26 protein-coding genes are annotated in these 23837 nt (G+C 69.3%); 9 read left to right on the top strand and 17 right to left on the bottom strand.

The features are described 5' to 3' along the window. Positions 1 to 123: 123 nt before the first annotated feature. The gene (locus NQK81_RS18485; protein ID WP_257489154.1) at positions 124 to 762 is read left to right on the top strand and encodes a TetR/AcrR family transcriptional regulator; all 639 of its coding nucleotides are present in this window, start codon (positions 124 to 126) and stop codon (positions 760 to 762) included. 260 nt (positions 763 to 1022) lie between these two features. Here NQK81_RS18485 and NQK81_RS18480 read toward each other — a convergent pair whose 3' ends face one another. From NQK81_RS18480 to NQK81_RS18460, 5 genes are read right to left on the bottom strand one after another with little or no spacing between them, the layout of a single operon-like run. Beyond that, positions 1023 to 1889 (bottom strand): aldehyde dehydrogenase family protein, encoded by an 867-nt coding sequence (locus tag NQK81_RS18480; protein WP_257489153.1) that lies wholly within the window; start codon positions 1887 to 1889, stop codon positions 1023 to 1025. Beyond that, complete coding sequence (locus NQK81_RS18475; RefSeq protein WP_192746711.1) at positions 1882 to 3315, bottom strand: aldehyde dehydrogenase family protein; 1434 nt, start codon at positions 3313 to 3315, stop codon at positions 1882 to 1884. Before NQK81_RS18475 ends, NQK81_RS18480 begins: the two co-directional genes overlap by 8 nt. Before the next feature lie 3 nt (positions 3316 to 3318). Further along, positions 3319 to 4293, bottom strand: coding sequence for a deoxyribose-phosphate aldolase (gene deoC, locus NQK81_RS18470; protein WP_257489152.1), 975 nt, complete (start codon positions 4291 to 4293; stop codon positions 3319 to 3321). Between the two features lie 19 nt (positions 4294 to 4312). Next, on the bottom strand, positions 4313 to 5473 hold the full coding sequence (locus NQK81_RS18465; RefSeq protein WP_257489151.1) for a serine hydrolase domain-containing protein: 1161 nt from the start codon (positions 5471 to 5473) through the stop codon (positions 4313 to 4315). Between the two features lie 23 nt (positions 5474 to 5496). Continuing rightward, positions 5497 to 6108, bottom strand: coding sequence for a DUF1707 SHOCT-like domain-containing protein (locus NQK81_RS18460; RefSeq protein WP_126735368.1), 612 nt, complete (start codon positions 6106 to 6108; stop codon positions 5497 to 5499). Between the two features lie 105 nt (positions 6109 to 6213). On the opposite strand from NQK81_RS18460, the gene NQK81_RS18455 reads away from it, so the two are divergent. The 4 genes from NQK81_RS18455 to NQK81_RS18440 all read left to right on the top strand — a co-directional run bounded on the left by NQK81_RS18455 (position 6214) and on the right by NQK81_RS18440 (position 9244). Further along, a complete protein-coding gene (locus NQK81_RS18455) occupies positions 6214 to 6657 on the top strand; it encodes a protein-tyrosine phosphatase family protein (RefSeq protein ID WP_257489150.1) in 444 nt (147 codons plus the stop codon). 18 nt (positions 6658 to 6675) lie between these two features. After that, a complete protein-coding gene (gene upp, locus NQK81_RS18450) occupies positions 6676 to 7299 on the top strand; it encodes a uracil phosphoribosyltransferase (protein WP_034304667.1) in 624 nt (207 codons plus the stop codon). A gap of 92 nt (positions 7300 to 7391) precedes the next feature. Further along, a complete protein-coding gene (locus NQK81_RS18445; RefSeq protein ID WP_257489789.1) occupies positions 7392 to 7985 on the top strand; it encodes an RNA polymerase sigma factor in 594 nt (197 codons plus the stop codon). Continuing rightward, on the top strand, positions 7982 to 9244 hold the full coding sequence (locus NQK81_RS18440) for a hypothetical protein (RefSeq protein ID WP_257489149.1): 1263 nt from the start codon (positions 7982 to 7984) through the stop codon (positions 9242 to 9244). The genes NQK81_RS18445 and NQK81_RS18440 overlap by 4 nt, the downstream gene beginning before the upstream one ends. 329 nt (positions 9245 to 9573) lie before the next feature. On the opposite strand, the gene NQK81_RS18435 is transcribed toward NQK81_RS18440, so the two are convergent. Beyond that, the gene (locus NQK81_RS18435) at positions 9574 to 10167 is read right to left on the bottom strand and encodes a TetR/AcrR family transcriptional regulator (protein ID WP_126735240.1); all 594 of its coding nucleotides are present in this window, start codon (positions 10165 to 10167) and stop codon (positions 9574 to 9576) included. An 84-nt stretch (positions 10168 to 10251) separates the two neighbouring features. Between NQK81_RS18435 and NQK81_RS18430 the strand changes: the two genes are divergently transcribed. From NQK81_RS18430 to NQK81_RS18420, 3 genes are read left to right on the top strand one after another with little or no spacing between them, the layout of a single operon-like run. Further along, complete coding sequence (locus NQK81_RS18430) at positions 10252 to 10653, top strand: MerR family transcriptional regulator (RefSeq protein ID WP_126735239.1); 402 nt, start codon at positions 10252 to 10254, stop codon at positions 10651 to 10653. After that, a complete protein-coding gene (locus NQK81_RS18425; RefSeq protein ID WP_257489148.1) occupies positions 10650 to 11633 on the top strand; it encodes an aldo/keto reductase in 984 nt (327 codons plus the stop codon). The genes NQK81_RS18430 and NQK81_RS18425 overlap by 4 nt, the downstream gene beginning before the upstream one ends. Positions 11634 to 11659: 26 nt before the next feature. Further along, on the top strand, positions 11660 to 12661 hold the full coding sequence (locus NQK81_RS18420) for an aldo/keto reductase (protein WP_257489147.1): 1002 nt from the start codon (positions 11660 to 11662) through the stop codon (positions 12659 to 12661). 48 nt (positions 12662 to 12709) lie between these two features. On the opposite strand, the gene hisS is transcribed toward NQK81_RS18420, so the two are convergent. From hisS to NQK81_RS18380, 8 genes are all read right to left on the bottom strand, one after another. Further along, complete coding sequence (gene hisS / locus NQK81_RS18415; RefSeq protein WP_257489146.1) at positions 12710 to 13996, bottom strand: histidine--tRNA ligase; 1287 nt, start codon at positions 13994 to 13996, stop codon at positions 12710 to 12712. 10 nt (positions 13997 to 14006) lie between these two features. Continuing rightward, the gene (locus NQK81_RS18410; protein ID WP_257489145.1) at positions 14007 to 14399 is read right to left on the bottom strand and encodes a hypothetical protein; all 393 of its coding nucleotides are present in this window, start codon (positions 14397 to 14399) and stop codon (positions 14007 to 14009) included. Between the two features lie 314 nt (positions 14400 to 14713). Then, the gene (locus NQK81_RS18405) at positions 14714 to 15904 is read right to left on the bottom strand and encodes an amidohydrolase family protein (RefSeq protein ID WP_257489144.1); all 1191 of its coding nucleotides are present in this window, start codon (positions 15902 to 15904) and stop codon (positions 14714 to 14716) included. Continuing rightward, positions 15901 to 17034: an MAB_1171c family putative transporter gene (locus tag NQK81_RS18400; RefSeq protein ID WP_257489143.1), complete on the bottom strand. Its 1134-nt coding sequence runs from the start codon at positions 17032 to 17034 to the stop codon at positions 15901 to 15903. The genes NQK81_RS18405 and NQK81_RS18400 overlap by 4 nt, the downstream gene beginning before the upstream one ends. Then, entirely contained in the window at positions 17031 to 17552 is a 522-nt protein-coding gene (locus NQK81_RS18395; protein ID WP_126735233.1) for a hypothetical protein, read from the bottom strand. Before NQK81_RS18395 ends, NQK81_RS18400 begins: the two co-directional genes overlap by 4 nt. Then, the gene (locus NQK81_RS18390) at positions 17549 to 17941 is read right to left on the bottom strand and encodes a helix-turn-helix domain-containing protein (RefSeq protein WP_126735232.1); all 393 of its coding nucleotides are present in this window, start codon (positions 17939 to 17941) and stop codon (positions 17549 to 17551) included. Before NQK81_RS18390 ends, NQK81_RS18395 begins: the two co-directional genes overlap by 4 nt. A gap of 338 nt (positions 17942 to 18279) precedes the next feature. After that, entirely contained in the window at positions 18280 to 18732 is a 453-nt protein-coding gene (locus tag NQK81_RS18385) for a flavodoxin family protein (RefSeq protein ID WP_192746698.1), read from the bottom strand. A gap of 1 nt (position 18733) precedes the next feature. Continuing rightward, complete coding sequence (locus NQK81_RS18380) at positions 18734 to 20371, bottom strand: phospho-sugar mutase (RefSeq protein ID WP_257489142.1); 1638 nt, start codon at positions 20369 to 20371, stop codon at positions 18734 to 18736. Between the two features lie 29 nt (positions 20372 to 20400). Between NQK81_RS18380 and NQK81_RS18375 the strand changes: the two genes are divergently transcribed. Further along, positions 20401 to 21555: a glycosyltransferase gene (locus tag NQK81_RS18375; protein WP_257489141.1), complete on the top strand. Its 1155-nt coding sequence runs from the start codon at positions 20401 to 20403 to the stop codon at positions 21553 to 21555. Positions 21556 to 21624: 69 nt separating this feature from the next. Here the strand turns inward: NQK81_RS18375 and NQK81_RS18370 are convergent, their stop codons facing one another. The 3 genes from NQK81_RS18370 to NQK81_RS18360 are packed head-to-tail and all read right to left on the bottom strand — an operon-like array spanning position 21625 to position 23799. After that, a complete protein-coding gene (locus tag NQK81_RS18370; protein ID WP_257489140.1) occupies positions 21625 to 22410 on the bottom strand; it encodes a purine-nucleoside phosphorylase in 786 nt (261 codons plus the stop codon). After that, positions 22403 to 22834 carry an ABA4-like family protein gene (locus NQK81_RS18365; RefSeq protein ID WP_126735228.1) on the bottom strand — a complete coding sequence of 144 codons (432 nt, stop codon included), beginning with the start codon at positions 22832 to 22834 and terminating at the stop codon, positions 22403 to 22405. The genes NQK81_RS18370 and NQK81_RS18365 overlap by 8 nt, the downstream gene beginning before the upstream one ends. Then, on the bottom strand, positions 22831 to 23799 hold the full coding sequence (locus tag NQK81_RS18360) for a hypothetical protein (RefSeq protein ID WP_257489139.1): 969 nt from the start codon (positions 23797 to 23799) through the stop codon (positions 22831 to 22833). The genes NQK81_RS18365 and NQK81_RS18360 overlap by 4 nt, the downstream gene beginning before the upstream one ends. Between the last annotated feature and the right edge of the window lie 38 nt (positions 23800 to 23837).

Genomic DNA, 23837 nt, shown 5'->3' with positions numbered 1-23837 from the left:
CCAAGGTACTCAAGCGGAGGCGGGTCGTCCACTCGCGAAGGGGTGGTTTCCCGGGAGGCGTGAAGGGCACGCCCTTACGTGCGAGAATCACGGCCCTGAAGGACCCTTCGAGAGGCGAGGATCATGACAGCCGACCCCGAGACCCGCTTGCGCGCCGACGCGCGCCGGAACCGGGATCAGATCCTGGCCGCCGCGAGAGTCATCTTCGCCGCCCAAGGCGCCGAGGTTCCGATGGAGGAGATCGCGCGCTCGGCCGGTGTCGGCGTCGGCACCCTGTACCGGCGGTTCCCGGACCGCGACGCGCTGATCCGGGCGGTCGCCGTCGACAACTTCGACCGGGTCCTCAGGGACGCGAAGGCCGCGAGGGATCAGGAGGCCTCGGATTGGGAGGCGCTGATCCGGCTGCTGCACCAGTCGATGGAGTTGCAGCTGAGCATCCAGCTCGCGATGGTGTCGCCCCGGGCGCTGGCGATCCTGAAGAGCGATCCCGCGATCAAGGCCCTGCGTGACGAGTTGCTGCTGGTGATGGACGCTTTCGTCCGCGGGGCGCAGGCGGAGGGCAGGCTCCGGACGGACGTCGCCACCGGTGACGTCGCGATCCTGTTCGCGACGTTGCTGCGGCAGATGCCGGGCAAGGGCGAGGAGGTCGCGCGGATGGCGACGAGGCGATGCATCGGGATCATGATCGACGGCCTGCGGGCCGTCGGCACGAACGAGCCGCTGCCGGGGCGGGCGCTGACCGGGGCCGATCTCGATCCGTGAGGTCTTGGCCGGCCGGTGATGCGGCGAAGGGGGTTGCGAAAGCCACTTTCGCAACCTTCAACGTTGCGAAAGTGGCTTTCGCAACGCCGGCGGCCGTCGAGCCATGTCGCGAAAGCCACTTTCGCGACGTCTGATGTCCTGAAAGTGGCTTTCGCGACATCGGCGCGACCCCGACACCGTGAAGGCCTCCTTCAAGACCGGCAAAGGAGTGAAGGAGGCCTTCACGGACTTCAGGTGTCCAACTGTCCGAAAAAGGTGGCTTAGACGCCCAGCGGATGCCAGACGGTCTTCGCCTCCAGGTACCGCCGCAGCCGCGCGATGTCGGCGTCCGCGGTCCAGTCCGGCTCGGTGTCCGGAACGGTCAGGACCCGCTTGACGGTCCCCGCGGCCTCCCGCGCCAGATCCGCCCGCGCGGACGGATCGGCACCGGTCGGGTCGAGGGCGTTGACGTCCCCGTGCGACGCGAGCCACGAGCCCAGCTCCGACGCGCGGCCGGTCAGGAGGTTCGCGACCCCGCCGGGCAGATCGGACGTCGCCAGGACCTCCGAAAGCGTGATCGCGGGCAGCGGCCGGTCCGCGCTGGAGACGACCACCGCGGTCGAGCCGGTCGCCAGCACCGGGGCCAGCACGCTCACCAGGCCCAGCAACGACGACTGCTGCGGCGCCAGCACGCCCACGACCCCGGTCGGTTCCGGCACGGTGAAGGAGAAGTACGGGCCCGCGACCGGGTTGGCCCCGCCGAGCACGGTCGCGATCTTGTCCGTCCAGCCCGCGTACCAGACCCAGCGGTCGATCGAAGCGTCCACAATGGACTGAGCCTTCTTGGTCGCGACGCCTTCGGACGCCGAAACCTCCGCGACGAACTGCTCGCGGCGGCCTTCCAGCATCTCCGCCACCCGGTACAGCACCTGGCCGCGGTTGTACGCCGTCGCCGCCGACCAGCCGCCGAAAGCCTTGCGGGCGGCGGAAACCGCGTCACGGACGTCCTTGCGGGACGCGTGCGAGGCGTTCGCCAGGAACTTGCCCTTGCTGTCGGTGACCGGGTACACGCGGCCGGATTCCGAGCGGGGGAACTTGCCGCCGATGTAGAGCTTGTAGGTCTTCGCCACCGAAATACGGTCAGACATCGAGGTAGGCCTCCAGTCCGGTGCGTCCGCCTTCGCGGCCGAAACCCGACTCCTGGTAGCCGCCGAACGGCGCGGCGGGATCGAAGCGGTTGAACGTGTTGGCCCAGACGACGCCGGCGCGGAGCTGGTTCGCCATCCAGAGAATGCGCGAACCCTTCTCGGTCCAGATTCCGGCCGAAAGCCCGTACGGCGTGTTGTTCGCCTTGGTGACGGCCTCGTCCGGAGTGCGGAAGGTCAGCACCGAAAGCACCGGCCCGAAAATCTCTTCGCGGGCGATGCGCATCGACTGCTGAACGTCGGAGAACACGGTGGGAGCGAAGAAGAAACCGCGTTCCGGCACCGGGCACGGGCTGGTCCAGCGCTGCGCGCCCTCGGCGTCGCCGGACTCCACGAGCCCCTTGATCTTCGCGAGCTGTTCGGCGGAGTTGATCGCGCCGATGTCGGTGTTCTTGTCCAGCGGGTCGCCCAGCCGCAGTGTCGAGACGCGGTAGCGCAGCTTTTCGAGCAGCTCTTCGGCGATGGACTCCTGCACCAGCAGGCGCGAGCCCGCGCAGCACACGTGGCCCTGGTTGAAGAAGATCCCGTTGACGATCCCCTCGACGGCCTGGTCCAGCGGCGCGTCGTCGAAGACGACGTTCGCCGCCTTGCCGCCCAGCTCCAGCGTCAGCTTCTTCGCGGTGCCCGCGATCTGGCGCTGGATGGCCTTGCCGACCTCGGTCGATCCGGTGAAGGCGACCTTGTTCACGTCGCCGTGGCCCACGAGCGCGGCGCCGATGTCCCCGGCGCCGGGCAGGATGTTCACCACGCCGGGCGGGAGTTCGGCCTGCTGGCAGATCTCCGCGAACACGAGCGCGGTCAGCGGCGTGGTCTCCGCGGGTTTGAGCACCACGGTGTTGCCGGTGGCCAGCGCGGGCGCGATCTTCCAGGCCAGCATCAGCAGCGGGAAGTTCCACGGGATGACCTGGCCCGCGACACCGAGCGGCTTCGGGTTCGGGCCGTAGCCGGCGTAGTCGAGCTTGTCGGCCCAGCCGGCGTGGTAGAAGAAGTGCGCGGCGGCCGTCGGCACGTCGGAATCGCGCGATTCCTTGATCGGCTTGCCGTTGTCGAGGCTTTCCAGCACGGCCAGTTCCCGAGACCGCTCCTGGATCAGGCGCGCGATGCGGAACAGGTACTTGGCGCGTTCGGAGCCCGGCATTTTCGACCAGACGTTGTTGTATGCCTTGCGCGCGGCCTTAACCGCACTGTCCACATCGGACACCGACGCGGTGCCGACCTCGGCGAGCACCTCTTCGGTGGCCGGGTTGATCGTCTTGAGCGGCTCACCCGAGCCGTCGACGAATTCGCCGTTCACGAACGGCCGGTAATGCGGTTTGAGGTTCGCGAGGTCGCGCGATTCGGGCGCGGGCGCGTACTCGAAGATGCCCATGGATCAGTCCACCGTCACGTAGTCGGGACCGCTGTAGTGGCCGTCGGCCTGGGTGCGGCGCTGCAGCAGGAGGTCGTTGAGCAGGCTGGACGCCCCGAACCGGAACAGATCCGGGTTCAGCCACTGCTCGCCGGCGACCTCGTGCACCGCGACCAGGTACTTGATCGCGTCCTTGGTCGTCCGGATGCCACCGGCCGGTTTGACGCCGCGCAGTTCACCGGTCTGGACGAACCAGTCGCGGACGGCCTGCAGCATCACGTGGGTGACCGGCAGCGTCGCGGCGGGCGAGACCTTGCCGGTGGAGGTCTTGATGAAGTCGCCGCCCGCCAGCAGCGCGAGCCAGGACGCGCGGCGGACGTTGTCGTAGGTGGCGAGCTCACCGGTTTCGAGGATGACCTTGAGGTGAGCGCTGCCACAGGCGGCCTTGATGGCCTGGATCTCCTCGAAGACCTCCAGGTACCGGCCTTCCAGGAACGCGCCGCGGTCGATCACCATGTCGATCTCGGCGGCGCCCGCGTCGACGGCGATCTTGGTGTCGGCCAGCTTGATCTCGCGGCTCGTGCGGCCGGCAGGGAAGCCCGTGGCCACACTCGCGACGTGGATGCCGGTGCCGCGAAGCGCCTCGACAGCCGTCTCGACCATGTCCGGGTACACGCACACGGCCGCGACCCGCGGGGTGTCCGGGCGTTCCGGATCCGGCCGCATGGCCTTCGCGGCGAGCGCGCGGACCTTGCCCCGGGTGTCGGCGCCTTCGAGGGTCGTCAGGTCGACCATCGAAATGGCGGTGTCGATCGCCCAGAGCTTGGCGGCCTTCTTGATGCTGCGCGTGCCGAGTCCCGCGGCCCGCTGCTCGACGCCGACCTGGTCGACACCAGGCAGCCCGTGCAGGAACCGGCGCAGGCTCGCCTCGTCGCGAGTCGCGTCCGCCAGCGGCGACGGGGTGTCCGTCGCCACTGACGAGCTGGTCGTAGCTGTCATACGGGTGAGTGTAAGCGGCCTACAGGCTGGGCACCGGGGCCTGGGCGGCCGCCCTGGTCGGGACCACCGGCGAGCAGAACTCGGAGATCATCGGCAGCTGACGTTTGAGCGCGGCCTCCGGCGACGCTGTGAGGTCCACGGTGGCCAGCGTGGAGATGTTCTTGCCCGAGTCGTCGTGGAAGCTGAGGGTGGCGAACCCCGGTAGATCGCCGCCGTGTCCCCAGACGGAGATGTCCTCGGCGCAGGCGCCCGCCGTCTTGAGGTTCAGCTTCATCAAGCCGAGGCCGTACTCCATGCCGCCGCCCACCGGGACCGTCTTCCTCATCTCGGCCACCAGATCGGCGGGCAGCAGGCGCCCGCCGAGCAACGCCTCGAAGAAGCGGTTGAGGTCCTTGGCCGAAGACACCATGCCGCCCGCGCCGAAGTAGCGCGAGTAGTTGTAGGTGGTGACGTCGGTGAGGCCGCGCGGCGCGTCGTACAGCTGCTCGTAGCCGCGGGCTGCCGGGCGGAGCAGGAACGGGAAGTCGCGGGGGAGTGAGGTGTCGCGCAGGTGCAGCGGCCCGGTGACACGCTCGGCGAGCGCGCGTTCCAGCGGCTTCCGGGTGACCTTCTCGACCAGCAGGCCGAGGACGTTGTAGCCGGTGTTCGAGTACGCCCAGCCCGTTCCGGGTTTGAACTGCAACGGCTGCTTCGAGACGCTCAAGCGGATCTGGTCGTCGCTGTCGAAATGCTCGAAGCGTTCGGTGTCGACCTCCGGCCCGGACGCCCAGGTGTCCTCGGGGGCGAGATCACGCGGTAGACCGCTGGTGTGCTGCAGCAGCTGGCGGACGGTGATCGGCTCCGGATACGGCAGCAGCCCAGGCAGGTAACGCCGCACGGGCTCGTCCAGCCCGACGCGCTTTTCCGCCACGAGCTGCAGGACCAGCGTCGCGACGAACACCTTCGACACACTCGCGATCCGCCAGCGGCCCGACGCGTCGGGCTTGCCCGGCCGGTCGATGTCCGCGACGCCGCTCACGCCGCGGAATCCGTCGGAGACGGCGACCATGCCGGGGATGCCCGCGGCGACGGCCGCGTCCATCGCGGTCTGGCGCGGATCGGCGTCCTCGGCGGCCACCGCCGGGAAGGCGGTGACGGAAAGCGTTGCGGCACAAACGATCGCGACGAAACTTCGGCGCATCGGACCATCCCCCCAGTGTGTGTTCAGCCTTCGATTCCAGGCACGTCCTTCTTGCGTGGCTTCCGCTTCACGACGACCCCACCCCAGAATGCCAGGCCGGTGACCTTCACGGTGGGCGCCGTCGGCGGCGCCGGGGGAGTCCCGGCACGATCCTCCAGTTCGAAGGCGCCCATGAAGCCGATTCCGGTGACGTCCACGTTGATGTCGTCGGGCACGATGATGTCGATCCCGCCCATGATCGCGACCGCGGTGATCGTCGAATGCTTCTCGGCGAACCGCGCGTGCCGCAGGTCGAGCTCGGCGCCGCCCCAGAACGCGAAACTGTTGTGCTGCGGCGGGACCACCCAGCTGCCCTTGCGCGACGCGCCCGACATGACGGCGATCGAGGCGCCGGAGCCCGGATGCCCGCCGATCCGGTCGTCGGGCAGGCCCAGCGCGCGCGAGGTCGCCGGCTCGATCGCCGACCGCGAATGCTGCGGCAGATCCGCGGTGACCGGTTTGAGGTCTCCGACGGTCTTGGCCGCGTAGACGACGGTGAGCCGTTCTTCCAGCTCGTTGATGGTGATGCGCCCTTCGGACATCGCCGCGTGCAGCACCTGCGCGACCTGCTCGCGGTCGGCGTCGGAGATGCGCATCTGTTCGGGGCCCGGCAGGGCCGGCTCTTCACTCACCTGGAGGAGCCTAGCGCCGAGGAGAAGGCCGAGCGTCCATCTTATGGTCGACAGTGGCATCCTCCCGTGATGGGGAACTCACTACCCGGCGCCGTCGAGCTGCCGGACGGGATCAAGGTGCGCGGACGGGGCCTGGGTCGTCCCTGGCCAGACGGGCCCTCGCCGGATTTCGGACTGTATCTGGGCGGCGCGAAGCTGCGCCGGGCACACGATCACAAAATGGACTGGGAGCGGGCGTGGATCCGCTGGCCCGACTTCCTCCTGCCGACGGACTGGGCGGACGCGCGGCGCCGGATAGTCGACCTGCACAGCCGGGCGGCGGCGGGCGAAGGCGTCGAGGTCGCCTGCTACGGCGGAGTGGGGCGGACCGGCACGGTGCTGTCCTGTCTCGCCACCCTTTCGGGGCTGAGCGCGGACGAGGCGGTGGCGTGGGCGCGGGCCAACCACGACAAGCGTTCGGTGGAGACGCCCTGGCAGCGCCGCTGGGTCGGCTGGTTCGCGCGGCAGGCGTGACGGGCTAAATTGACCGGCATGGATGTGCACGTCGTTGATCACCCGCTGGCCAAGGCCAGGCTCTCCACCATGCGCGACGCGCGCACCGACAGCGCCGCCTTCCGCGCGGCGCTGCACGAACTGACCGTCATGCTGGTGTACGAAGCCACGCGCGACATGCCCGTGCGGATCGAGCGGATCCACACCCCGGTGGCGCGCACCGACGGCTACGCGCTGGCGAGTCCGCCGCTGCTCGTGCCGGTGCTGCGGGCCGGGCTCGGGATGGCGGACCAGGCGCACAAGCTGATCCCGGACGCCCAAATGGGCTTCGTCGGTCTCGCGCGCGACGAGGAGACGCTCAAGCCGACGCCGTATCTCGAGTCGCTGCCCGAATCGCTCGCCGACCGGCCGGTGATGGTGCTCGACCCGATGCTGGCGACCGGCGGGTCGATGGAGTACACGATCCGGCTGCTCACCGACCGCGGCGCCACCGACGTCACCGCGATCTGCGCGCTGGCGGCTCCCGAAGGCATCGAGCATCTGAAGAAGACCGGGCTGCCGCTGCGGGTGGTGACCGCGAGCATCGACGAGCGGCTGAACGACTCCGGGTTCATCGTGCCGGGTCTCGGTGACGCCGGGGACCGGCAGTACGGGGCCGTCTGACGCCGCCGGATCGCGTTTAGCCCGCTAAACGCGATCCGGCCGATTCGCAACAACTCCGCCGTCGCCGGCCACTGACAGATGTGACCAGAACAGTGACCGGAACGGTGGGGGTGCCGGTGGACTCGTGCGAACCTCCTCCCGACAGGAGCGACACGGAGCTTTGGCGGGCGGCCGCGGGCGGTGACCACGCGGCGTTCACCGAGCTGTTCGAACGGCATGTGCAGCCGGTGTGGAACCACGCCTACCGGCTGACCGGGTCGTGGGCGTCGGCCGAAGACCTGACGTCGACGACGTTCCTCACCGCCTGGCGGCGCCGGGCGGACATCACGCTCATCCGCGACAGCGCGCTGCCCTGGCTGTACACCGTCGTGGGCAACCTCGCGCGCAGCGAACACCGCAGCACCGGGCGGCGGCTCCGGCTCGTCCGGCGCCTGCCGGAGCCCCGGTCGGTGTCCGACCACGCCGACAGCGTCGTCGACCAGCTCGACGGCGAAGACCGCCTTCGGCAGGTGCTCGCCTTGGTCGCGAAGCTGCCGAAATCGCAGCGGCAAGCCGTCGAACTCTGCCTGCTCGGCGATCTCTCCTTCGCCGACGCCGCCGAACTGCTCGGCGTCGCCGAGGTGACCGTTCGCGCCCACATCTCGCGGGCCCGTACGCAGCTGCGGGCCGCCCTGGAGGAGAAATGACCGACGACCTCGGCCTGCCCGGCAGGCGCGAACTCCCCCCGGAAGTGCTCGACAACCTGCGGATGTCCCTGCGCGAGGGAATGGGAAAACCCGAACGGCGGCGATGGCCGATCGTCGCCGCCGCGGCCGCCGTCGTGCTGGTCCTCGCGGGCGCTCTGGTCACGACCGTGCTCATCCGGGAACCGGACGGGCAGGGTCCCGTCGTCGCGAACCCTGACTTCTCCCTCGACTGGCCGAAGGCGGAGGAGGCGATGAACCGGTGCTGGGCCGTCGTCCAGTCCGAGGGAAGGGCCGCGAGCTTCCCGGCGCGGAACGAATGGGTGCCGCGGTTCACCGTCGTTTCGTACTCGGTGACCGTCGTGGCGGTGACGGTGGACGACAAGCCCTTCTTCTGCGAGACCACGCTGATGACGGCGACCGTGTCCGACCCGGCCGCCGCGCCGCCCTACACGCACGGCGGGACCGCGGCCCTGCTGACGACCCGGGCCGGGACGGTCGCGGGTATCGCCGATCCCGAATGGCCGCAGTTGGAGATCACGGGCCAGAACGAGGCATCGATGTCCTTGCGGGAGATCCCGATCTACCGGCCGGGGAACCTGTTCGTACACATCGCGCCGATGAAGCCGTCGCGGACCACCTACGCCGTCGGGCCGACGCCCGGGAAGCAATCCCGGCCGGTCCGATATCAGGCTCCATACCCCCTTCGGCCCGCGCCGGAGCCCGCCGTGTCGAGGCTCGACAAACCGGTGTTCCCGGTTCCCGACCGGGCCACGCCGGCGGGAGAGTTCTTCAACACCTGCACGATGGCCGCCTCCGAAGCCGTGGCCGACGAGGATGCTTACGAGGCCGGCGCGTTCCTCGAGGGCGATGATGCCGGGGTTGTCGTCGCCCGGCTGGGAGACCGGGCGATCGTGTGCCAGGGAGGGCGCGGATACGGGGACGGGAAGACCGAGTTCTACCGGGTCTTCAATGACCAGCCGCGGACCTCGGAGCCGGTGTACGCGTTGCGGGCCGAAACGGTCGGCAGGGTGGCGGGGAAGATCCAGAACGCGTACCTGGGGGTCGTGCCCGCGGCCGCGGCCGCGGTGAAGCTCGACTTCGGGACCGGGAAGACGGTCGATGCGACTGTCGGTGCCGGGGCCTTCGCGGCGTGGGTGCCGGACGGGGTCAGTCAGGACTACGAGCACGCGAAGGTGGGGGTCACCGTCCTGGACGCGGCTGGGGCGACCTTGTACCAGGGGACGCTTCCGCTCTACTGACCTGCGTTTAGCGGGCTAAACGCGATCCGGCCTGGTTGGGTTGCGCGTGAAGGCCCCTTCCCTCGGCTGAGCCGAGGGAAGGGGGCCTTCACGCGCTATGGGTCGCCGGGGAAGGGGTCCTTTACGGAGCTAGGCGCAAGGGTGGGGGCCTTCACGTACTTGAGCGTGGCCGGGCGGACCTGCGTTTAGCGGGCTAAACGCGATCCGGTGACGGCTGCCGACGTAGTGAAGGCCTCCCTCCCTACCGTGAAGGTGGGCAAGGAGGCCTTCACGGCATCCGCAGCGGGGGGCAGTCCAGCACAGATCGCGTTTAGCCCGCTAAACGCGGGTCACCGGCGCAGCCAGCCGGAGGCGTTCACCCGCAGCGCGGTCTCGTAAGCCGTGCTCACGGTGTACTGCTCCGGAAGGTTCCCGTTCAGCTCCAGCGACACGAGCCCGTGCACGAATCCCCAGCAGGCCACCGTGACGACCTCGGGCGGCACGTCGAGGAAGACGCCGTCGGCGACGGCCTTGCGGATCGTCCCCTCCAGCGGCGCCATCGTGGCGCGGGCGCGCTCGGACATCTCCTCCGCCGGTTCGAAACCCGGCACCGACTTCGTGAACATGATCGCGTAGAGATGCGGGTCGGCGAGCGCGCTTTCCCGGTACGCGACGCCGAGCCGCACCAGGTCCTCGACCGGGTCGCCGCTCAGCGTGACCCCGGCCATCCGGCGGCCGAAGCGGCGGAAGCCCTCGGTGAACAGGGCGCTGACGAGGTCCGTTTTCCCGCCGAAGAGTGAATAGACCGCGGTGGTGGACGTGCCGACGTCGGCGGCCAGTTTGCGGAGGCTCAGCGCCTTGGGGCCGTCGGCCGAGATGAGCTCACCGGCGCGGTCCAGCAGTTTCAGCCGGAGGTTCTCGTCGTGCGTCCTGGGACGGGGCATGCGCGGAGAGTATCGCAACGCTGTTATCGATCGCTCGGATTCGGAGTTGACCTGGAGCGCACTCCAGGTCGTAGTGTCGTTCGCATGAGCTACTCGATAGCGGAAGCCGCGCGACGTAGCGGACTGTCCATCGACACTCTCCGGTACTACGAGCGCATCAAACTCGTCGAGCCCCCGGCGCGGGACGCGGCCGGGCGCCGCGCCTACAGCGATGACGACCTCGGGTGGCTGGCGTTCCTGACCAAGCTCCGCCTGACCGGCATGCCCATCAAGCGGATGCGGGAGTACGCCTCCCTGCGCCATCACGGCGCGGCGAGCGCGGGCAGGCGCAAGGCGATCCTCGTCGACCAGCGCAAATCGGTCGCCGACCGGATCGCCGAGCTGCAGACCTGCCTCGACATCCTCGACTACAAGATCGACCACTACGACCAGGTGGAACGCAAGGTGCTCGGCACCGGAGCCACCGTGGAGGGAATTTCAGCGTGATCAGCACCAGGAGGCTCGGCGGCCTGGAGGTCGGGGCCCAGGGTCTCGGCTGCATGGGGATGAGCCAGGCCTACGGCGTCCGCGACGACGACACGGAGTCGATCGCCACCGTCCACCGCGCGCTCGAACTTGGCGTGACCCTGCTCGACACCGCGAACGTCTACGGCGCCGGAGCGAACGAAGAGCTCGTCGGCCGCGCGATCGCGGGCAAGCGGGACCAGGTCGTCCTGGCGACCAAGTTCGGCATCGTCTGGGATCAGGACGGCGGGATGTCCGCGCGCGGCGACGCGGCGTACGTCAAGCAGAGCTGCGAAGAGTCCCTTCGACGGCTGAACGTCGACCACATCGACCTGTACTACCAGCACCGGGTCGATCCGAACACGCCGGTCGAGGAGACCTGGGGCGCGCTCGCGGAGCTGGTCCAAGAGGGCAAGATCCGTTACGCCGGGATCTCCGAGGCCAGCGCCGAGACGATCCGCCGTGCCCACGCCGTCCACCCGGTGACGGCGTTGCAGAGCGAGTGGTCGCTGTGGACTCGCGGCATCGAAGGCGAGATCCTCTCGACCGTTCGCGAGCTGGGCATCGGCATCGTGCCGTTTTCGCCGCTGGGCCGCGGTTTCCTCACCGGTGGCGTGACGTCGGTGAAGGAACTTCCGGCGGACGACCTGCGCCGCGGGCTGCCCCGGTTCGCCGAGGGCAACTTCGAGCGCAACATGGCGATCGTCGAGGCGTTGCGCGCGCTGGCCGAGCAGAAGGGCGTCACCGCCGGGCAACTCGCGCTCGCGTGGGTGCAGGCGCAGGGTGACGACGTCGTGCCGATCCCGGGCACCAAGCGCCGCAAGTACCTCGAAGAGAACGCCGCCGCGGCGGAGCTGAAACTGTCCGAAGTGGACATCGAAGCCATCGAAAAGGCCGCGCCCGCCGAGGCGTTCGCCGGTGAGCGTTACCCGGAGCGGCTCGCCCGCGCCGCCGGTAAGTAAAACCCCACAGAATTGCGAGAGAGATCATGACGGGTTCCACCCTGCCCACCCGCAGGCTCGGCACGCTGGAAGTCGGCGCGCAGGGGCTCGGCTGCATGGGCATGAGCGAGTTCTACGGCCAGGGCGACGACACCGAATCGATCGCGACGATCCACCGCGCGATCGAACTGGGCGTCACCCTGATCGACACCGCCGACATGTACGGCTTCGGCCGCAACGAGGAACTGGTCGGCCGCGCCTTGGCGGGTAAGCGGGATCAGGTCGTGCTGGCGACCAAGTTCGGCATCGTGCGCGACGAGGCGGATCCCGCGAAACGCGGGATCCGGGGCGACGAATTCTATGTGCGCCAACAGGTCGAGGCTTCGCTTCGCCGGTTGAACGTCGACCACATCGACCTCTACTACCAGCACCGCGTCGACCCGGACGTGCCGATCGAGGAGACCGCGGGCGTCCTGTCCTCGCTGGTCGAGCAGGGGAAGATCCGGCACATCGGGCTGTCCGAGGCCGGTCCGGACACCATCCGGCGGGCGCACGCCGTGCATCCGGTGACGGCGGTGCAGACGGAATGGTCGCTGTGGTCGCGCGACATCGAGAACGAGGTCGTCCCGGTCTGCCGTGAGCTCGGCATCGGGCTGGTGCCGTATTCCCCGCTGGGCCGCGGTTTCCTCACCGGCCGCTTCAAGTCCAAAGAGGACTTCGCGGACGGGGACTTCCGGCAGACGACGCAGCCTCGGTTCGCCGAAGGGAATCTGGAACGGAACCTGGCGATCGTCGAGGCGTTGCGCGCGCTGGCCGAGCAGAAGGGCGTCACCGCCGGGCAACTCGCGCTCGCGTGGGTGCAGGCGCAGGGTGACGACGTCGTGCCGATCCCGGGCACCAAGCGCCGCAAGTACCTGGAAGAGAACGTGGCGTCCGTCGGCCTGAAGCTGACCGCCGAGGACGTCGCCGCGATCGAGGCGGCGGTCCCGGCCGACGCGGTCGCGGGGGAACGCTACCCCGAAGCGGCCATGCGCCTGCTGTCCCGCTGAACACGGCAAAGCCGGCGCCCCCGTTCGAGGGGCGCCGGCTTTTCGTTGTCAGAGCAGGGAATTGACCGCGTCGACGACACCGTCGACGGCCACGGTCTGCTGTTCGCGGGTCGCGAGCCCGCGGACGGTCACGTTTCCGGCGTCCCAGTCTTCCTGGCCGACGATCACCACGGCACGGGCCCCGGCCTTGTCCGCCCGGGTGAGCTCCTTGCCCAGCTTGCGGAGTTCGACGGGCGTGGACGTGCGCAATCCGGCCTTCCTGAGCCGCCCGGCGACCTCGCGCGAGGCGTCGGTGAGCTCTTCGATCACCGGGATCACCACGACGTCGACCTCGCTGCGCGGCTTCGGGGTGAGGCCGTGCGTGTCGAGGAAGTCGATCAGCGTGACGTCGCCCATGCCGAAGCCGATCCCGGGGATCTGCTGCGACGTGAACAACGACGCCAGGTCGCTGTACCGGCCGCCGCCGAAGAGGGCGCGACGGTTCTCCGGAGAGGTGTCGAAGACCTCGAACACGGTCGACGTGTAGTACGCCAGCCCGCGCACGATCATCGGATCGAACGTGATCAGGTCCGCGGCGCCGCTGTTCAGCACCTTGACCAGGTTCGAGTTCTCCTTGACCTGCTCCGGCAGCTCGTCGAGCAGGGCCGCGCCGGAGGTCAGGATCTCGGTCAGCTTCTCGAACTGCTTGTCGGTCAGCCCGATCTCGGCGGCGGTGTCGCTCAGCTTCGTGCGGTCGGACTTCTCCCAGCGGTCCACCAGGGTGAACACCTGCGGCAGCTGCTCCGGGGTCACGCCGACGATGTCGGTGAGCGCCGAAGAGAGCAGATTCCGGTCGTTGGCCCGCACCTGGAACATGTCCGGCGTGGCGCCGAGCGCGCTCATCATGTCGTGGACGAGCTCGAAGATCTCGATCTCGCAGTTCGCGCTGTCCGAACCGAAGATGTCCGCGTTGATCTGCCAGTGCTCGCGGACGCGCCCGCGCTGCGGCCGCTCGTAGCGGTGGCAGTTCGGGTGGCTGTACCAGCGCACCGGGAACTGCAGCGATTTGGCGTTGCCCGCGATCATCCTGGCGACCGACGGCGTCATCTCCGGGCGCAGCGCCAGCCGCTCGCCGCCCTTGGTGGTCAGCGTGTACAGCTGCTGGTCCGCGATCTCCTGCCCGGACTTCCGCTCGTAGATCTCGGCGGGTTCGAGGATCGGCCCGTCGTAGCGGAGGAAACCCCGGAGTTCGAGCACGTCGTAGAGATGGCCGAACACCTGCGTCCGGACGGACATCTCGGCGGGCAGGAAGTCGCGGGTCCCCTTGGCGGGGGCTGTCGGCAGGTATTCAGGCACGTCAACAAGCTTAACCAGCGAAGGCGACGCCGTACGCGGTGGTCAGGATCGCCGCTCCGAGCAGCACCGCACCGGCACTGGTGACCCGCCCGCCGAGCTTGCCCTTGCCCGGTGCCAGGTGCAGGAAGAAGCCGCCGGACTGGGCGAGCACACCGAACAGCAGCAGGAAGCAGACGATCCAGAGCGCGGTGCTCGGGAGCCCTGTCTGCCCCAGGATCTGCAGCGCGACCAGCGCGAGAACCAGCAGGACGCCGGCATGCGCGTGGCCGGCGCGGAACATCCCGCGCTGGTGTTCGGTCAGTTTCCGGTCACGCAGGACGCCCATCAGCGCGTAGCCGCCGTACATCACCGTGGGCAGTGAAACGAGCGCGATGACGGTGAAGAGCCTGATCGGGCCTTCCATGGTTGTTCCTTTCGCCGCAGGGGAGGTCAACGGTAACACCGTTTTAAAACACTGTCACCAAAGTTGTCGTCCCGCTTTCGGGAGTCGGTCGGGTTGGTCGTGAGTGGCGATTCAGGTTCTCTTGCCGTCAAGACGCTGCCGGGTGTGGCGAGGGGGACTTTCGCTGCATCGGACGCGGGAATCCCCTGTGTCCCCCGCGGCCGCGGTGCTGGTGTCGCGAAAGCCACTTTCGGGACATCAGGCGTCGCGAAAGTGGCTTTCGCGACACGTCTTGACCACGAGGCGCCCGTCGGCGTCGAGTAGACCGGACTCGATCAAGCCGAGCCGCTCGCCACCATCCCGCGAGCAAGGACCAGGCGAACGTTCCGGAGTGCGGAAAGGTCGGCGAGCGGATCGCCGTCGACCACCAGGACGTCGGCGCTCAAACCGGGGGCGAGCCGCCCGGTGACGTCGGAGAGGCCGAGCCCGGCGGCGGAGTCCTCCGTCGCGATTTCGAGGATCCGGCGCCTGCCGAAACCGAGCCATTCGTAGAGTTCGAGGGCGCCGACGGGATCGTCGAAGACCGACCCGGGCAGCCCGGCGTCCGTCCCCGCCAGCAGCGGGACACCCAGTTCCTCCAGCCAGGACAGCCGTCCGTAGACGGTCTTCGCGAGTTCCTCGCCCATGCGCTCGGCCAGCATCCGCCAGTTGCGGCTGCTCGTCGAGCACGCCGCGATGCCTTCGGCCGCCATACGCTTGGCGACGCCCTCGCGCCGGTCCTGGCGCTGGGGCCCGGTCATCCAGGTGCAGTGCTCGATCGTGCGGACACCCGCCTCGACCGACGCCTCGATCGCGTCGGAGCCGTGGGCGTGCGCCGCGACCGGGAGCCCGTGGCGCGCCGCGTGCTCGACGATCAGCCGCAGCGCCCGGACGTCGAACTGCGATTCCCACATGTCCGCGCCGCCCTCGGTGATCTGGCCGCCGCTGGCCATCACCTTGATCACGTCCGCGCCGGCGGCCGCGTTGGCGTCGATCACGGCCCGGATCGCGTCGTCGCCGCCGACCTCGCCGCCGAAGAAATGGCAGTGTCCTTTGAGGACGGTCAGTGGTGCTCCCGCGGTCAGCAGGCGCGGCGCGGCGGATCCTTCGAGCTCGGCTCGGACCCGCGCGCCCAGCGCGTCACGATCGCCGAGATCCCGCACCGTCGTGACGCCGCTGCGCAGCAGCTGTCCCAGCCGCTTCTTGGCGCCCGCGCGGAGGGCGTCGTCGCCGCTCGCCAGGAAGTTCGGCAGCATCTCGCGGGAGGCGTCGAAAGCCAGGTGCACGTGGGCGTTGAACAGGCCGGGCAGCAAAGTCGCACCGGGAAAGTCGAGCCGTTCGGCGTCCGGCGACGACCGGGCCACGACTTCGACGCGGGGGCCTGCCGCGAGGATCCGGCCGCCCTCGACGAGAACGGCGCCGTCTTCGACCGGCGTGCTCGGGCGCGGCAGGACGCGGCCGGCCGTCAGCAGCAGTTGCGCGGTCATGCCTCGCTCCTGGAAACGGCGGCGGACAGGGCCAGCAGCGGCCGGACGTCGGATTCGATGTCGGAAGCGCCGCCCGGGAGCACGAGTTTCGCCCGCCCGTCGGTCTCCTCACCGGCGGTCTGCCTGGCGATCGCCGTCTTCAGCGCCTCCGCCGCCGCCCGCGGGTCGTCGGCGGCGAGCGCGGTGAGATCCGTTTCCAGATAAGGGCTCAGCTGCACGAGCCCGTCCCGGATCTCGATCACGCGGCGGTAGTACCGGCGGTGGACCGTACGCGGGCGCCACCGCTCCCACCTGCCTTGTGGCGTGGTCCGGAGCACGATGTTCGGGTAGATCCCGGCCAGCGCGGTCCACAACGGGGTGAGCTCGTCGTGGTGACGCCGGTGCTGACGGCGGCGCCGCAGCGCGGCGAACCGCGCGCGGGCGCCGGGGTAGGTGATCCCGGCCAGGAAGAGCACGATCCCGAGGAGTACCAGCGGGACGGCGACGGTGAGCAGCAGCGGGATCGACGGCCCGAACGCCCACGCGATCACGATGTAGAGCGCGCGGAACACACTGCCGACGGAAAGGCAGATCAGCCCGGCGGCGCTGAGTTTCAACCCGGTCTTCAGATGGCGGTCCGCGGTGCGGATGTAGCGGAAGATCCACCAGGCGCAGGCGGAGAGGCCGTAGATCAGGTAGATCCCGGCGCCCAGGTAGAACAGCGCCACGCCGGGGATGTGAACGAGCTTCGGGCTCAGCGCGAGCCCGCGCACCTCCGCCGGGGTGAGGGACATGGCGACCAGCATCAGCGCGATCGCGCCGGACAGCGGGATCAGTTCGAACAGGACGCGCTTCGGACGGCGCGGGCCCAGCGCGGAGCCGAGGAAGACGATCAACAGCGCGCACACCCCGATGGCGAGCAGGATGTTGTTGACCAGGCGGCCCGTGCCCTTGCCGGTCAGGCCGTCGAGCCAGGCGACGATCACCTTCTGCTGGGCGAGGAAGGAGCCGGCGACGCAGACGATCGTGATGGTGATCGCCCAGTTCGGCAGCAGCCGCGGCGCCCGGTACGTCTGGTAGATCCGCCAGGCGAGCGCGGTCGCGAACAGCACCATCGCCACGACGTTGATGGGGGAGAACAGTGAGGTCACAGCCACCCTTGATGGTCGCCCAGCGCGCCTTGGACACGGCGGACGTCATCGTCGTCGGCGCGACGGGGAATCGTGTAGTTCAAGACCGACGCCCATTCGAGGATGATGGTCGCCACGGTCTCGGCTTCCCATTCGTGCGCCTCATCGTAGGAGGTGCGGCGTAAGGCGCGGTGTACCGCGTCGCCGTCGAGCCCGGTGGCGGGGCCGCGCAGGAAGTCGGCGGGTTCGGCGTCGCCGCCGGGATGGTGATCGGCGAGCATATGCCCGAGTTCGTGCAGGATGATGTGATCCTGGTGGGACTTCGTGGTCTCCTGCTGGAAGAAGATGTAGTCCGCCGAACCGGTGGCGATCCAGCAGCCGAACGGGCCGGGGACCTCCAGCGGATACGGCATCAGCCGGATCGGCCTGCCCCGCTGTTCGCCGAGCCGCTCGCAGAGCACGCCGACGTCGAGCGGCGGCTCGATGTCGAGCTTGTTCAGCATCTTGCGGCAGCGTTTGCGGAGCTCCCGTTCCTTCATCGGCTTTCGTCCGGCTGGTCGCGCTCGGCCCGTTCGTATCGCTCGACGAGCTCCAGCAGGTCCATCACCTGGCGACGGCCCTGCGGGGAAAGCTCCTGCGCGCGCATGGCCATGAGCTTCGCCTCTCCGACGGGCTGCGCTTCCTGGTCTTCGAAGAAATAGGTGATCGGAACGCCGAACAGTTTCGCCAGCGCCTCGACGTAGTGGATCTTCGGATTGACGCGTTTACCCGTGGCGAGCTGCTGGAGGTACGCGGGCGACATGGTGGGCCCGCCGGCGCGATCGATCGCCGCGGACAGCTCGCGATAACTGTGCGGGGCGCCTTCGTTCGCGCGCGCCGAATCGATCAGCGCGCTCAGTTTCTGGGCGAAGGTCTGGTACGGCGACATGACCCCCCATCCGTTCACTGGTCCCGTTCCGTAGTGGGAGTGTAACGCGATACAGCCTGTCCGCAGCTGTTGACAGCGCATGTATGCAGTGGTTTACAGTTGTCAAGCGGTTTCGTGCCGTGTCCGGTCTCTCACTCCGGAATCCGTGCCCTGGGGGTGTACGGACGCCGGAGTGAGAGCCGTTGTTCCCGGTGGGTGCACAAGATCGTGCCGGATGTAGTACGCTGAGGCGGCCAAGGTCGATCGCCGTCACGGCGAACCCTTGGTCTCGGCCTGTTGCCGGAGGTCGACCCCCAGGGCTTCCGGTGACAGGCCCCTTACTTTTCTCCCGAAACGCCTCAGGGCATCAGGGTGGCGGCCAGGGTGCCGCCCAGTTCGAAACAGGCTTCCAGATCCGCCTTGCCCGGTTCGCCGGTGACGAGCACCGGGGAAGCCGCGCTCTCCCACCCGAGTCCGGTCGTGATGGCCTCGATCCCGCGCACGGTGCCGGACGTGTCGTTGTTGCCGTGCACGAAGAACCCGAACGGCCGTCCCCGCGTGGAATCCAGGCACGGGTAATAGACGGTGTCGAAGAAATGCTTCAGCGCGCCGGACATGTACCCCAGATTCGCCGGGGTGCCGAGCAGGTAACCGTCGGCCTCCAGGACGTCGGGCACGGTCGCGCCCAGCGCCGCGCGGCGCACGACGTCGACGCCCTCGATGTCCGGATGGTTCGCGCCGGAAAGCACGGCTTCGAACATCGCCTGCGTCGAGGGCGACGGCGTGTGGTGGACGATCAGCAGCTTCGGCATGTCAGGCCAGCCGGGACTCGATGTCGGTTCGCAGCGCGGACAGCCGCGCGTCCGCGGCCGCGCGCGCCTCCGCGAGATCACCGGAGACCGGCTCCTTGATCTGCAGGTACGCCTTCAGCTTCGGCTCCGTCCCGGACGGCCTGATCACGACGCGCAGGCCCTCGCCGGTCAGGCGGAGGACGTCGGCGTCGGGGAGGAGGTCCTCCATCGTGACGTCGGTGCCGCCCAAGGACACCGGGGGAGTGGCGCGCAGGCCTGCCATCAGCCGCTCGCGCACCGACAGATCGGTGACCCGCAACGAGACCTGATCCGTCACGTGCACCCCGTGCTTCACGGACAGTTCGTCGAGGACGTCCCGCGGCCCGCGGCCCGCGGCGCGCAGGGAGGCGGTCAACGACGCGGCGAGCACGGCGGCGGCGATTCCGTCCTTGTCGCGCACGAAACCGGGGTTCACGCAGAGGCCGAGAGCTTCTTCGTAAGCGAAGACGAGCCCTTCGCCCGCGCGGACCAGCCATTTGAACCCGGTCAAGGTCTCCGCGTAGCGCGCCCCGGATTCCTTCGCGATTTCGCCGAGCATCGACGACGACACGATCGTCGTGGCCACCAGCGGATCCGCACTATCCACAGTGGACAGAACATGCCAGCCGAGGAGGACACCGGTTTCGTCGCCGCGCAGCATCCGCCACGAACCGTCCCGCTCGCGCACGCCGAGCGCGCAGCGGTCGGCGTCGGGGTCGAGCGCGATCGCCAGCTCCGCGTCCACTTCGGACGCCAGCGCCAGCAAAAGGTCCGTCGCGCCCGGTTCCTCCGGATTCGGGAAGGCGACCGTCGGGAAGTCGGGATCGGGTACGGCCTGCTCGGCCACCAGGTGGAGGTCGCCGAAACCGGCGCGTTCGAACGCGGCGCGCAGGGTCTCCGCGCCGACGCCGTGCAACGCCGTCGCGGCGATCTTGACCTCGCGCTCCGGGCCACGCGGCAGAAGCGCGACCTTCGCGAGGTACGCGTCCAGGAGTTCGTCGCCCAGCACCTCGGCGCCCGGCTCGCGGGGCACGCTGATCGCCGGGGGAGCGGCTTCGATGGCCCGCTCGATGAGCCCGTCCGATGGCGGGACGATCTGTCCGCCGGACGCGTCGTAAAGCTTGTAGCCGTTGTCGGCCGGGGGATTGTGCGACGCGGTGATCTGGATGCCCGCGACCGCGCCGAGTTCCAGCACGGCGAACGCGAGCACCGGGGTGGGCAGCGGGCCGGGCAGCGTCTTCACCGCGAACCCGGCGGCCGTCAGCACCTCGGCGGCGGCCTTGGCGAAGGCCTCCGAACCGTGCCGCGCGTCGCGGCCGACCACCACGACCCCGCCCGAATGTCCTTGCGCGGCCAGCCAGGCCGCGACCCCGGCCGTGGTCCGGGTGACGACCGCGACGTTCATCCCGTTGGGGCCCGCGCGCACCGGGCCGCGCAGCCCCGCGGTGCCGAATTCGAGCGGGCCCGCCATCCGGTCCGCGAGCTCGTCCGCCGCACCGGCTTCGCCGCCCATCGCGCGCGCGAGGATGTTCTGCAGCTCGACGCGGGAATCGTCGTCCGGGTCGTCGGCGATCCAGCGGAACGCCCGATCCCGCAGCTCCGAAGTCAAGGAAGTCGTCACCGAGTCAGCCTACGGGTACGTTGGGGAGGGTGCGATTGATCTTCACTTCTCTGGTGAGTCATGGTCATCTCTATCCCCTACTACCGCTCGCCGTCGCCGCTCGCGACGCCGGGCACGAAGTCCTGTTCGCCACGGGTGACGACATGCTCCCGGTGGTCGAAAAGGCCGGGCTGGCCGCGGAAAGCGCCGGATTCGGCATGCACGAGGCGTTCGCCTCGTTCTTCGGCCCCGACGCCCAGCCCCGTGCCAAGGACGCCCCGCCCGAGTCCTTCTATCCGGTCATCGGGCAGGTTTTCGGGAACGTGCTGCCGCGGCGGTTCGTCGCCGATCTCACGCCGGTGCTGGAACGGCACCGCCCCGATCTCGTCGTCTACGAAAGCGGCAACGCCGGGGGCGCCATCGCCGCCCGGCTCGCCGGGATCCCCGCGATCGGGCACGGTTTCGGCCGGTTCTCGCCGGGCGAGGTCATGGACATCATCCACGACCGTCTCGCGGAATTCGCGGCGGAAGTCGGTTTCGAGGGCGTGACACTGCCGTCCTTCGGCGACCCGGTCGTCGACATCTGTCCGGAATCGGTGCAGGCGCCCGATTTCCTGGCGAAAGCGAACAGGATCCCGTTGCGTCCCGTCGGCTGGGCGGAGCCGGGAGATCTCCCGGCGGGCGTGGCGGGACGCGACACGAGCCGTCCGCTGATCTATCTCACCCTCGGCACCGCTTTCGGTGACGAGGACGTGTTGAAGCGGGCTATCGGCGGGCTGGCGCGGATCGACGCCGACGTCATCGTCGCGGCGGGGCCCACGGTGCAGCCGGAGCAGCTGGGTGAAGTCCCCGGCAACGTCCGCGTCGAGGTGTGGGTGCCGCAGGTCGACCTCCTGCCGCACGTCGATCTCGTGGTCCACCACGGCGGCAGCGGGACGACGCTGGGGGCCTTCGGCGCCGGGCTGCCGCAGCTGGTGCTGCCGCAGGGGGCGGACCAGTTCACGAACGCCGAAGCCGTGGTCGCGGCCGGTGTGGGCGCGCGGCTGCTCGGTGGCGACGCCGTCGAGGACGTCATCTTCGAGCAGGCGCGAAAGCTGCTCACCGACGAAACGGTCCTCGGCGCGGCGCGTAAACTCGCCGACGAGGTCGCCGCGATGCCGTCACCCGCGGAGGTCGCTCAGCGGCTTCCCGAGTTCGCCGGCTGAGAAGCGCGTGAAGGCCCCCTTCCCTCGGCTCAGCCGAGGGAAGGGGGCCTTCACGCGCAAAGAAGGGTGTCAGGCGCGGGCGACGAGTTCCTTGAGCAAGGTGCCCATGCGGGTGGCGGACTGGCGTCCCGCCTCCAGGACCTCTTCGTGGTTCAGCGGTTCCCCGGTCATCCCGGCCGCCAGGTTGGTCACCAGCGAAAGCCCGAACACCTCGACCCCGGCGGCGCGGGCGGCGATGGCCTCCAGCACCGTCGACATGCCGACGAGGTCGGCGCCGAGCGTCCGCAGCATGTGGATCTCCGCCGGCGTCTCGAAATGCGGCCCGGTCAGCCCCGCGTAGACCCCTTCTTCCAGCGAAGGGTCGATCTCGCGGGCGAGGTCGCGCAGCCGCTTCGCGTACAGATCCGTCAGGTCGACGAAGTTCGCGCCGACGATCGGCGAGCGCGCGGTCAGGTTCAGGTGGTCGGAGATCAGCACCGGCTGCCCGACCCGGAAGCCCTCGCGCAGGCCGCCCGCGGCGTTGGTCAGCAGCACCGTCCTGGCGCCCGCCGCCGCGGCGGTGCGCACGTTGTGCACGACCGGGTCGGTCCCCTTGCCCTCGTAGAAATGCGTGCGGCCCAGCAGGATCAGCGCGCGCTTCTCGCCGACGCGGACCGACCGGACGGTGCCCCCGTGCCCGACCGCGCCCGGCGCGACGAATCCGGGCAGTTCGCCCAGCGGGATCTCCGCCTCGGGCTCCCCGATGACGTCCGCCGCCGGGCGCCAGCCCGAACCCAGCACGACGGCGATGTCGTGCTTCTCGACGCCGGTGCGTTCGGCGATGGCGGCGGCCGCCGCGACCTCGTTCTCACTCATGCGACGAGCGTATCCGGACGGTTCTCACGAGCAGGAACGCCACCAGCCCGAATGGGGACAGGAAGATCGTGAGCGCCAGGATCGGGCCGGTCACCAGCGGGTGGATCCGGTGCTCGCGGGATTCGAGGTACATCCAGCGGGCGATGAACAGGTCGAAGGCGATCAGATGGGCCCAGATCGTGGCCGCCCCGTACGGCGTGCCGGTGAACGCGCTCAGCACGTCGAGGTCGGGCCTGCTCACCGCGGTCCAGAGTTCGCCGAGATGCGCGATGGCGAGCACGAAGTACGGGATCAGCGGCAGCAGCGGCGTCCAGGGCGAGGACATGATCCGGCGGGTCCACGACCAGCCCGGCAGGAAGATCATCAGCAGCCAGAACGGCGTCGCCAGCGGGAAGGTCCAGGTGAACAGCGTCTCGACGCTCATCGCGACGATGCCTCCAGCTCCCGCGCCGGCCGCCCGATCGCGATTAGCCCGCTAAAGGCGACGCCCGCCACGAGCAGGGCGAAGGCGGTCAGGGTCTGGGAGTCGGGGGCGACGATCGACTGGCCGCGCAGCGCCTGCCAGGTGAGCAGGGCGAGAAGGCCCGCGTAGCCGGCGCCGGCGATCACGACGAGCCGCAGCCTGAGGACGTCGTCGCGAAGCCGCGGGTAGCGCGCCGCCAGGACGCCGAGGGCGAACGCGAGCAAGGGGAGGACCTGAAGCCCGTGCAGGCCGAGGAAATGCGGGATCCGCAGGTCGCCGCCGACCGTGCTCCAGCCGAGGATCGGCAGGCCGGGGCCACCGTCGGGGAGCCCGACGGTATGCGCGCCGACCATCGCGGACTGGCCGGTCGCGTCGAGCATGGCCTGCTGTTCCGGGGTCGGGTCGGTCATCAGCGTGGCCAGCGAGAGCCCGAGCACGCCGAGGATCGCGCCGATCTTGGCCGCCCACGCCGTCGCCCGATCGGGGAGCCGGAGGAACAGGACGGCGATCGTCAGCACGAGGTTGACCACCCACAGCACGGCGATCGTCCCGGCCATGACGGCGAAGATCGTGGCGTCCAGCGGGGTCTCGTTGTTGAAGTGACTCGCGCGGACGCGGACGGTCTGGACCACCATCAGCGCGTACTCGATGGTGAAGCACACGACGAGGATGTTCGTCAGCCAGTACGCGGTCCGCCGGAACTTCGGCAGGAGCGAGACGAGCCAGCTCCAGGTGAAGAAGTACAGCGCCGCGGAGACGGCGAATTTGAACAGTTTCGCCCAGAGCGGCGCGCCGTTCAGCGTCCGCTGGTCGATCAGCATGGCCAGCACGCACAGGACGGTGATCACGGCGAAGGCCTGGGCCAGGCGATACGAACCGCGGTGCCAGGTGCGGGTTCTCTCGCGGAGATCGGTCAAGATGGTCATGGGTCCCTCCCAGAATGGATAGTCAAGCTCTCCGTTAT

The sequence above is a fragment of the Amycolatopsis roodepoortensis genome, assembly GCF_024628825.1.
GTDB classification, from domain to species: domain Bacteria; phylum Actinomycetota; class Actinomycetes; order Mycobacteriales; family Pseudonocardiaceae; genus Amycolatopsis; species Amycolatopsis roodepoortensis.
Note: the sequence above shows the minus strand (reverse complement) of the source record. Positions and strands in the feature narration are given on the sequence as shown.

What these genes read in the sequence shown, in the direction of transcription:
- NQK81_RS18440 (WP_257489149.1), top strand. Translation starts at nt 7,982, where the DNA reads ATGACCGACGACCTCGGCCTGCCCGGCAGGCGCGAACTCCCCCCGGAA.
- NQK81_RS18465 (WP_257489151.1), bottom strand. Translation starts at nt 5,473, where the DNA reads ATGCGCCGAAGTTTCGTCGCGATCGTTTGTGCCGCAACGCTTTCCGTC.
- NQK81_RS18385 (WP_192746698.1), bottom strand. Translation starts at nt 18,732, where the DNA reads ATGCCGAAGCTGCTGATCGTCCACCACACGCCGTCGCCCTCGACGCAG.
- NQK81_RS18475 (WP_192746711.1), bottom strand. Translation starts at nt 3,315, where the DNA reads ATGGGCATCTTCGAGTACGCGCCCGCGCCCGAATCGCGCGACCTCGCG.
- NQK81_RS18365 (WP_126735228.1), bottom strand. Translation starts at nt 22,834, where the DNA reads ATGAGCGTCGAGACGCTGTTCACCTGGACCTTCCCGCTGGCGACGCCG.
- NQK81_RS18435 (WP_126735240.1), bottom strand. Translation starts at nt 10,167, where the DNA reads ATGCCCCGTCCCAGGACGCACGACGAGAACCTCCGGCTGAAACTGCTG.
- upp (WP_034304667.1), top strand. Translation starts at nt 6,676, where the DNA reads ATGGATGTGCACGTCGTTGATCACCCGCTGGCCAAGGCCAGGCTCTCC.
- NQK81_RS18455 (WP_257489150.1), top strand. Translation starts at nt 6,214, where the DNA reads ATGGGGAACTCACTACCCGGCGCCGTCGAGCTGCCGGACGGGATCAAG.
- NQK81_RS18405 (WP_257489144.1), bottom strand. Translation starts at nt 15,904, where the DNA reads ATGACCGCGCAACTGCTGCTGACGGCCGGCCGCGTCCTGCCGCGCCCG.
- NQK81_RS18360 (WP_257489139.1), bottom strand. Translation starts at nt 23,799, where the DNA reads ATGACCATCTTGACCGATCTCCGCGAGAGAACCCGCACCTGGCACCGC.
- deoC (WP_257489152.1), bottom strand. Translation starts at nt 4,293, where the DNA reads ATGACAGCTACGACCAGCTCGTCAGTGGCGACGGACACCCCGTCGCCG.
- NQK81_RS18485 (WP_257489154.1), top strand. Translation starts at nt 124, where the DNA reads ATGACAGCCGACCCCGAGACCCGCTTGCGCGCCGACGCGCGCCGGAAC.
- NQK81_RS18395 (WP_126735233.1), bottom strand. Translation starts at nt 17,552, where the DNA reads ATGAAGGAACGGGAGCTCCGCAAACGCTGCCGCAAGATGCTGAACAAG.
- NQK81_RS18390 (WP_126735232.1), bottom strand. Translation starts at nt 17,941, where the DNA reads ATGTCGCCGTACCAGACCTTCGCCCAGAAACTGAGCGCGCTGATCGAT.
- NQK81_RS18460 (WP_126735368.1), bottom strand. Translation starts at nt 6,108, where the DNA reads ATGCGCATCTCCGACGCCGACCGCGAGCAGGTCGCGCAGGTGCTGCAC.
- NQK81_RS18430 (WP_126735239.1), top strand. Translation starts at nt 10,252, where the DNA reads ATGAGCTACTCGATAGCGGAAGCCGCGCGACGTAGCGGACTGTCCATC.
- NQK81_RS18420 (WP_257489147.1), top strand. Translation starts at nt 11,660, where the DNA reads ATGACGGGTTCCACCCTGCCCACCCGCAGGCTCGGCACGCTGGAAGTC.
- NQK81_RS18370 (WP_257489140.1), bottom strand. Translation starts at nt 22,410, where the DNA reads ATGAGTGAGAACGAGGTCGCGGCGGCCGCCGCCATCGCCGAACGCACC.
- NQK81_RS18480 (WP_257489153.1), bottom strand. Translation starts at nt 1,889, where the DNA reads ATGTCTGACCGTATTTCGGTGGCGAAGACCTACAAGCTCTACATCGGC.
- NQK81_RS18410 (WP_257489145.1), bottom strand. Translation starts at nt 14,399, where the DNA reads ATGGAAGGCCCGATCAGGCTCTTCACCGTCATCGCGCTCGTTTCACTG.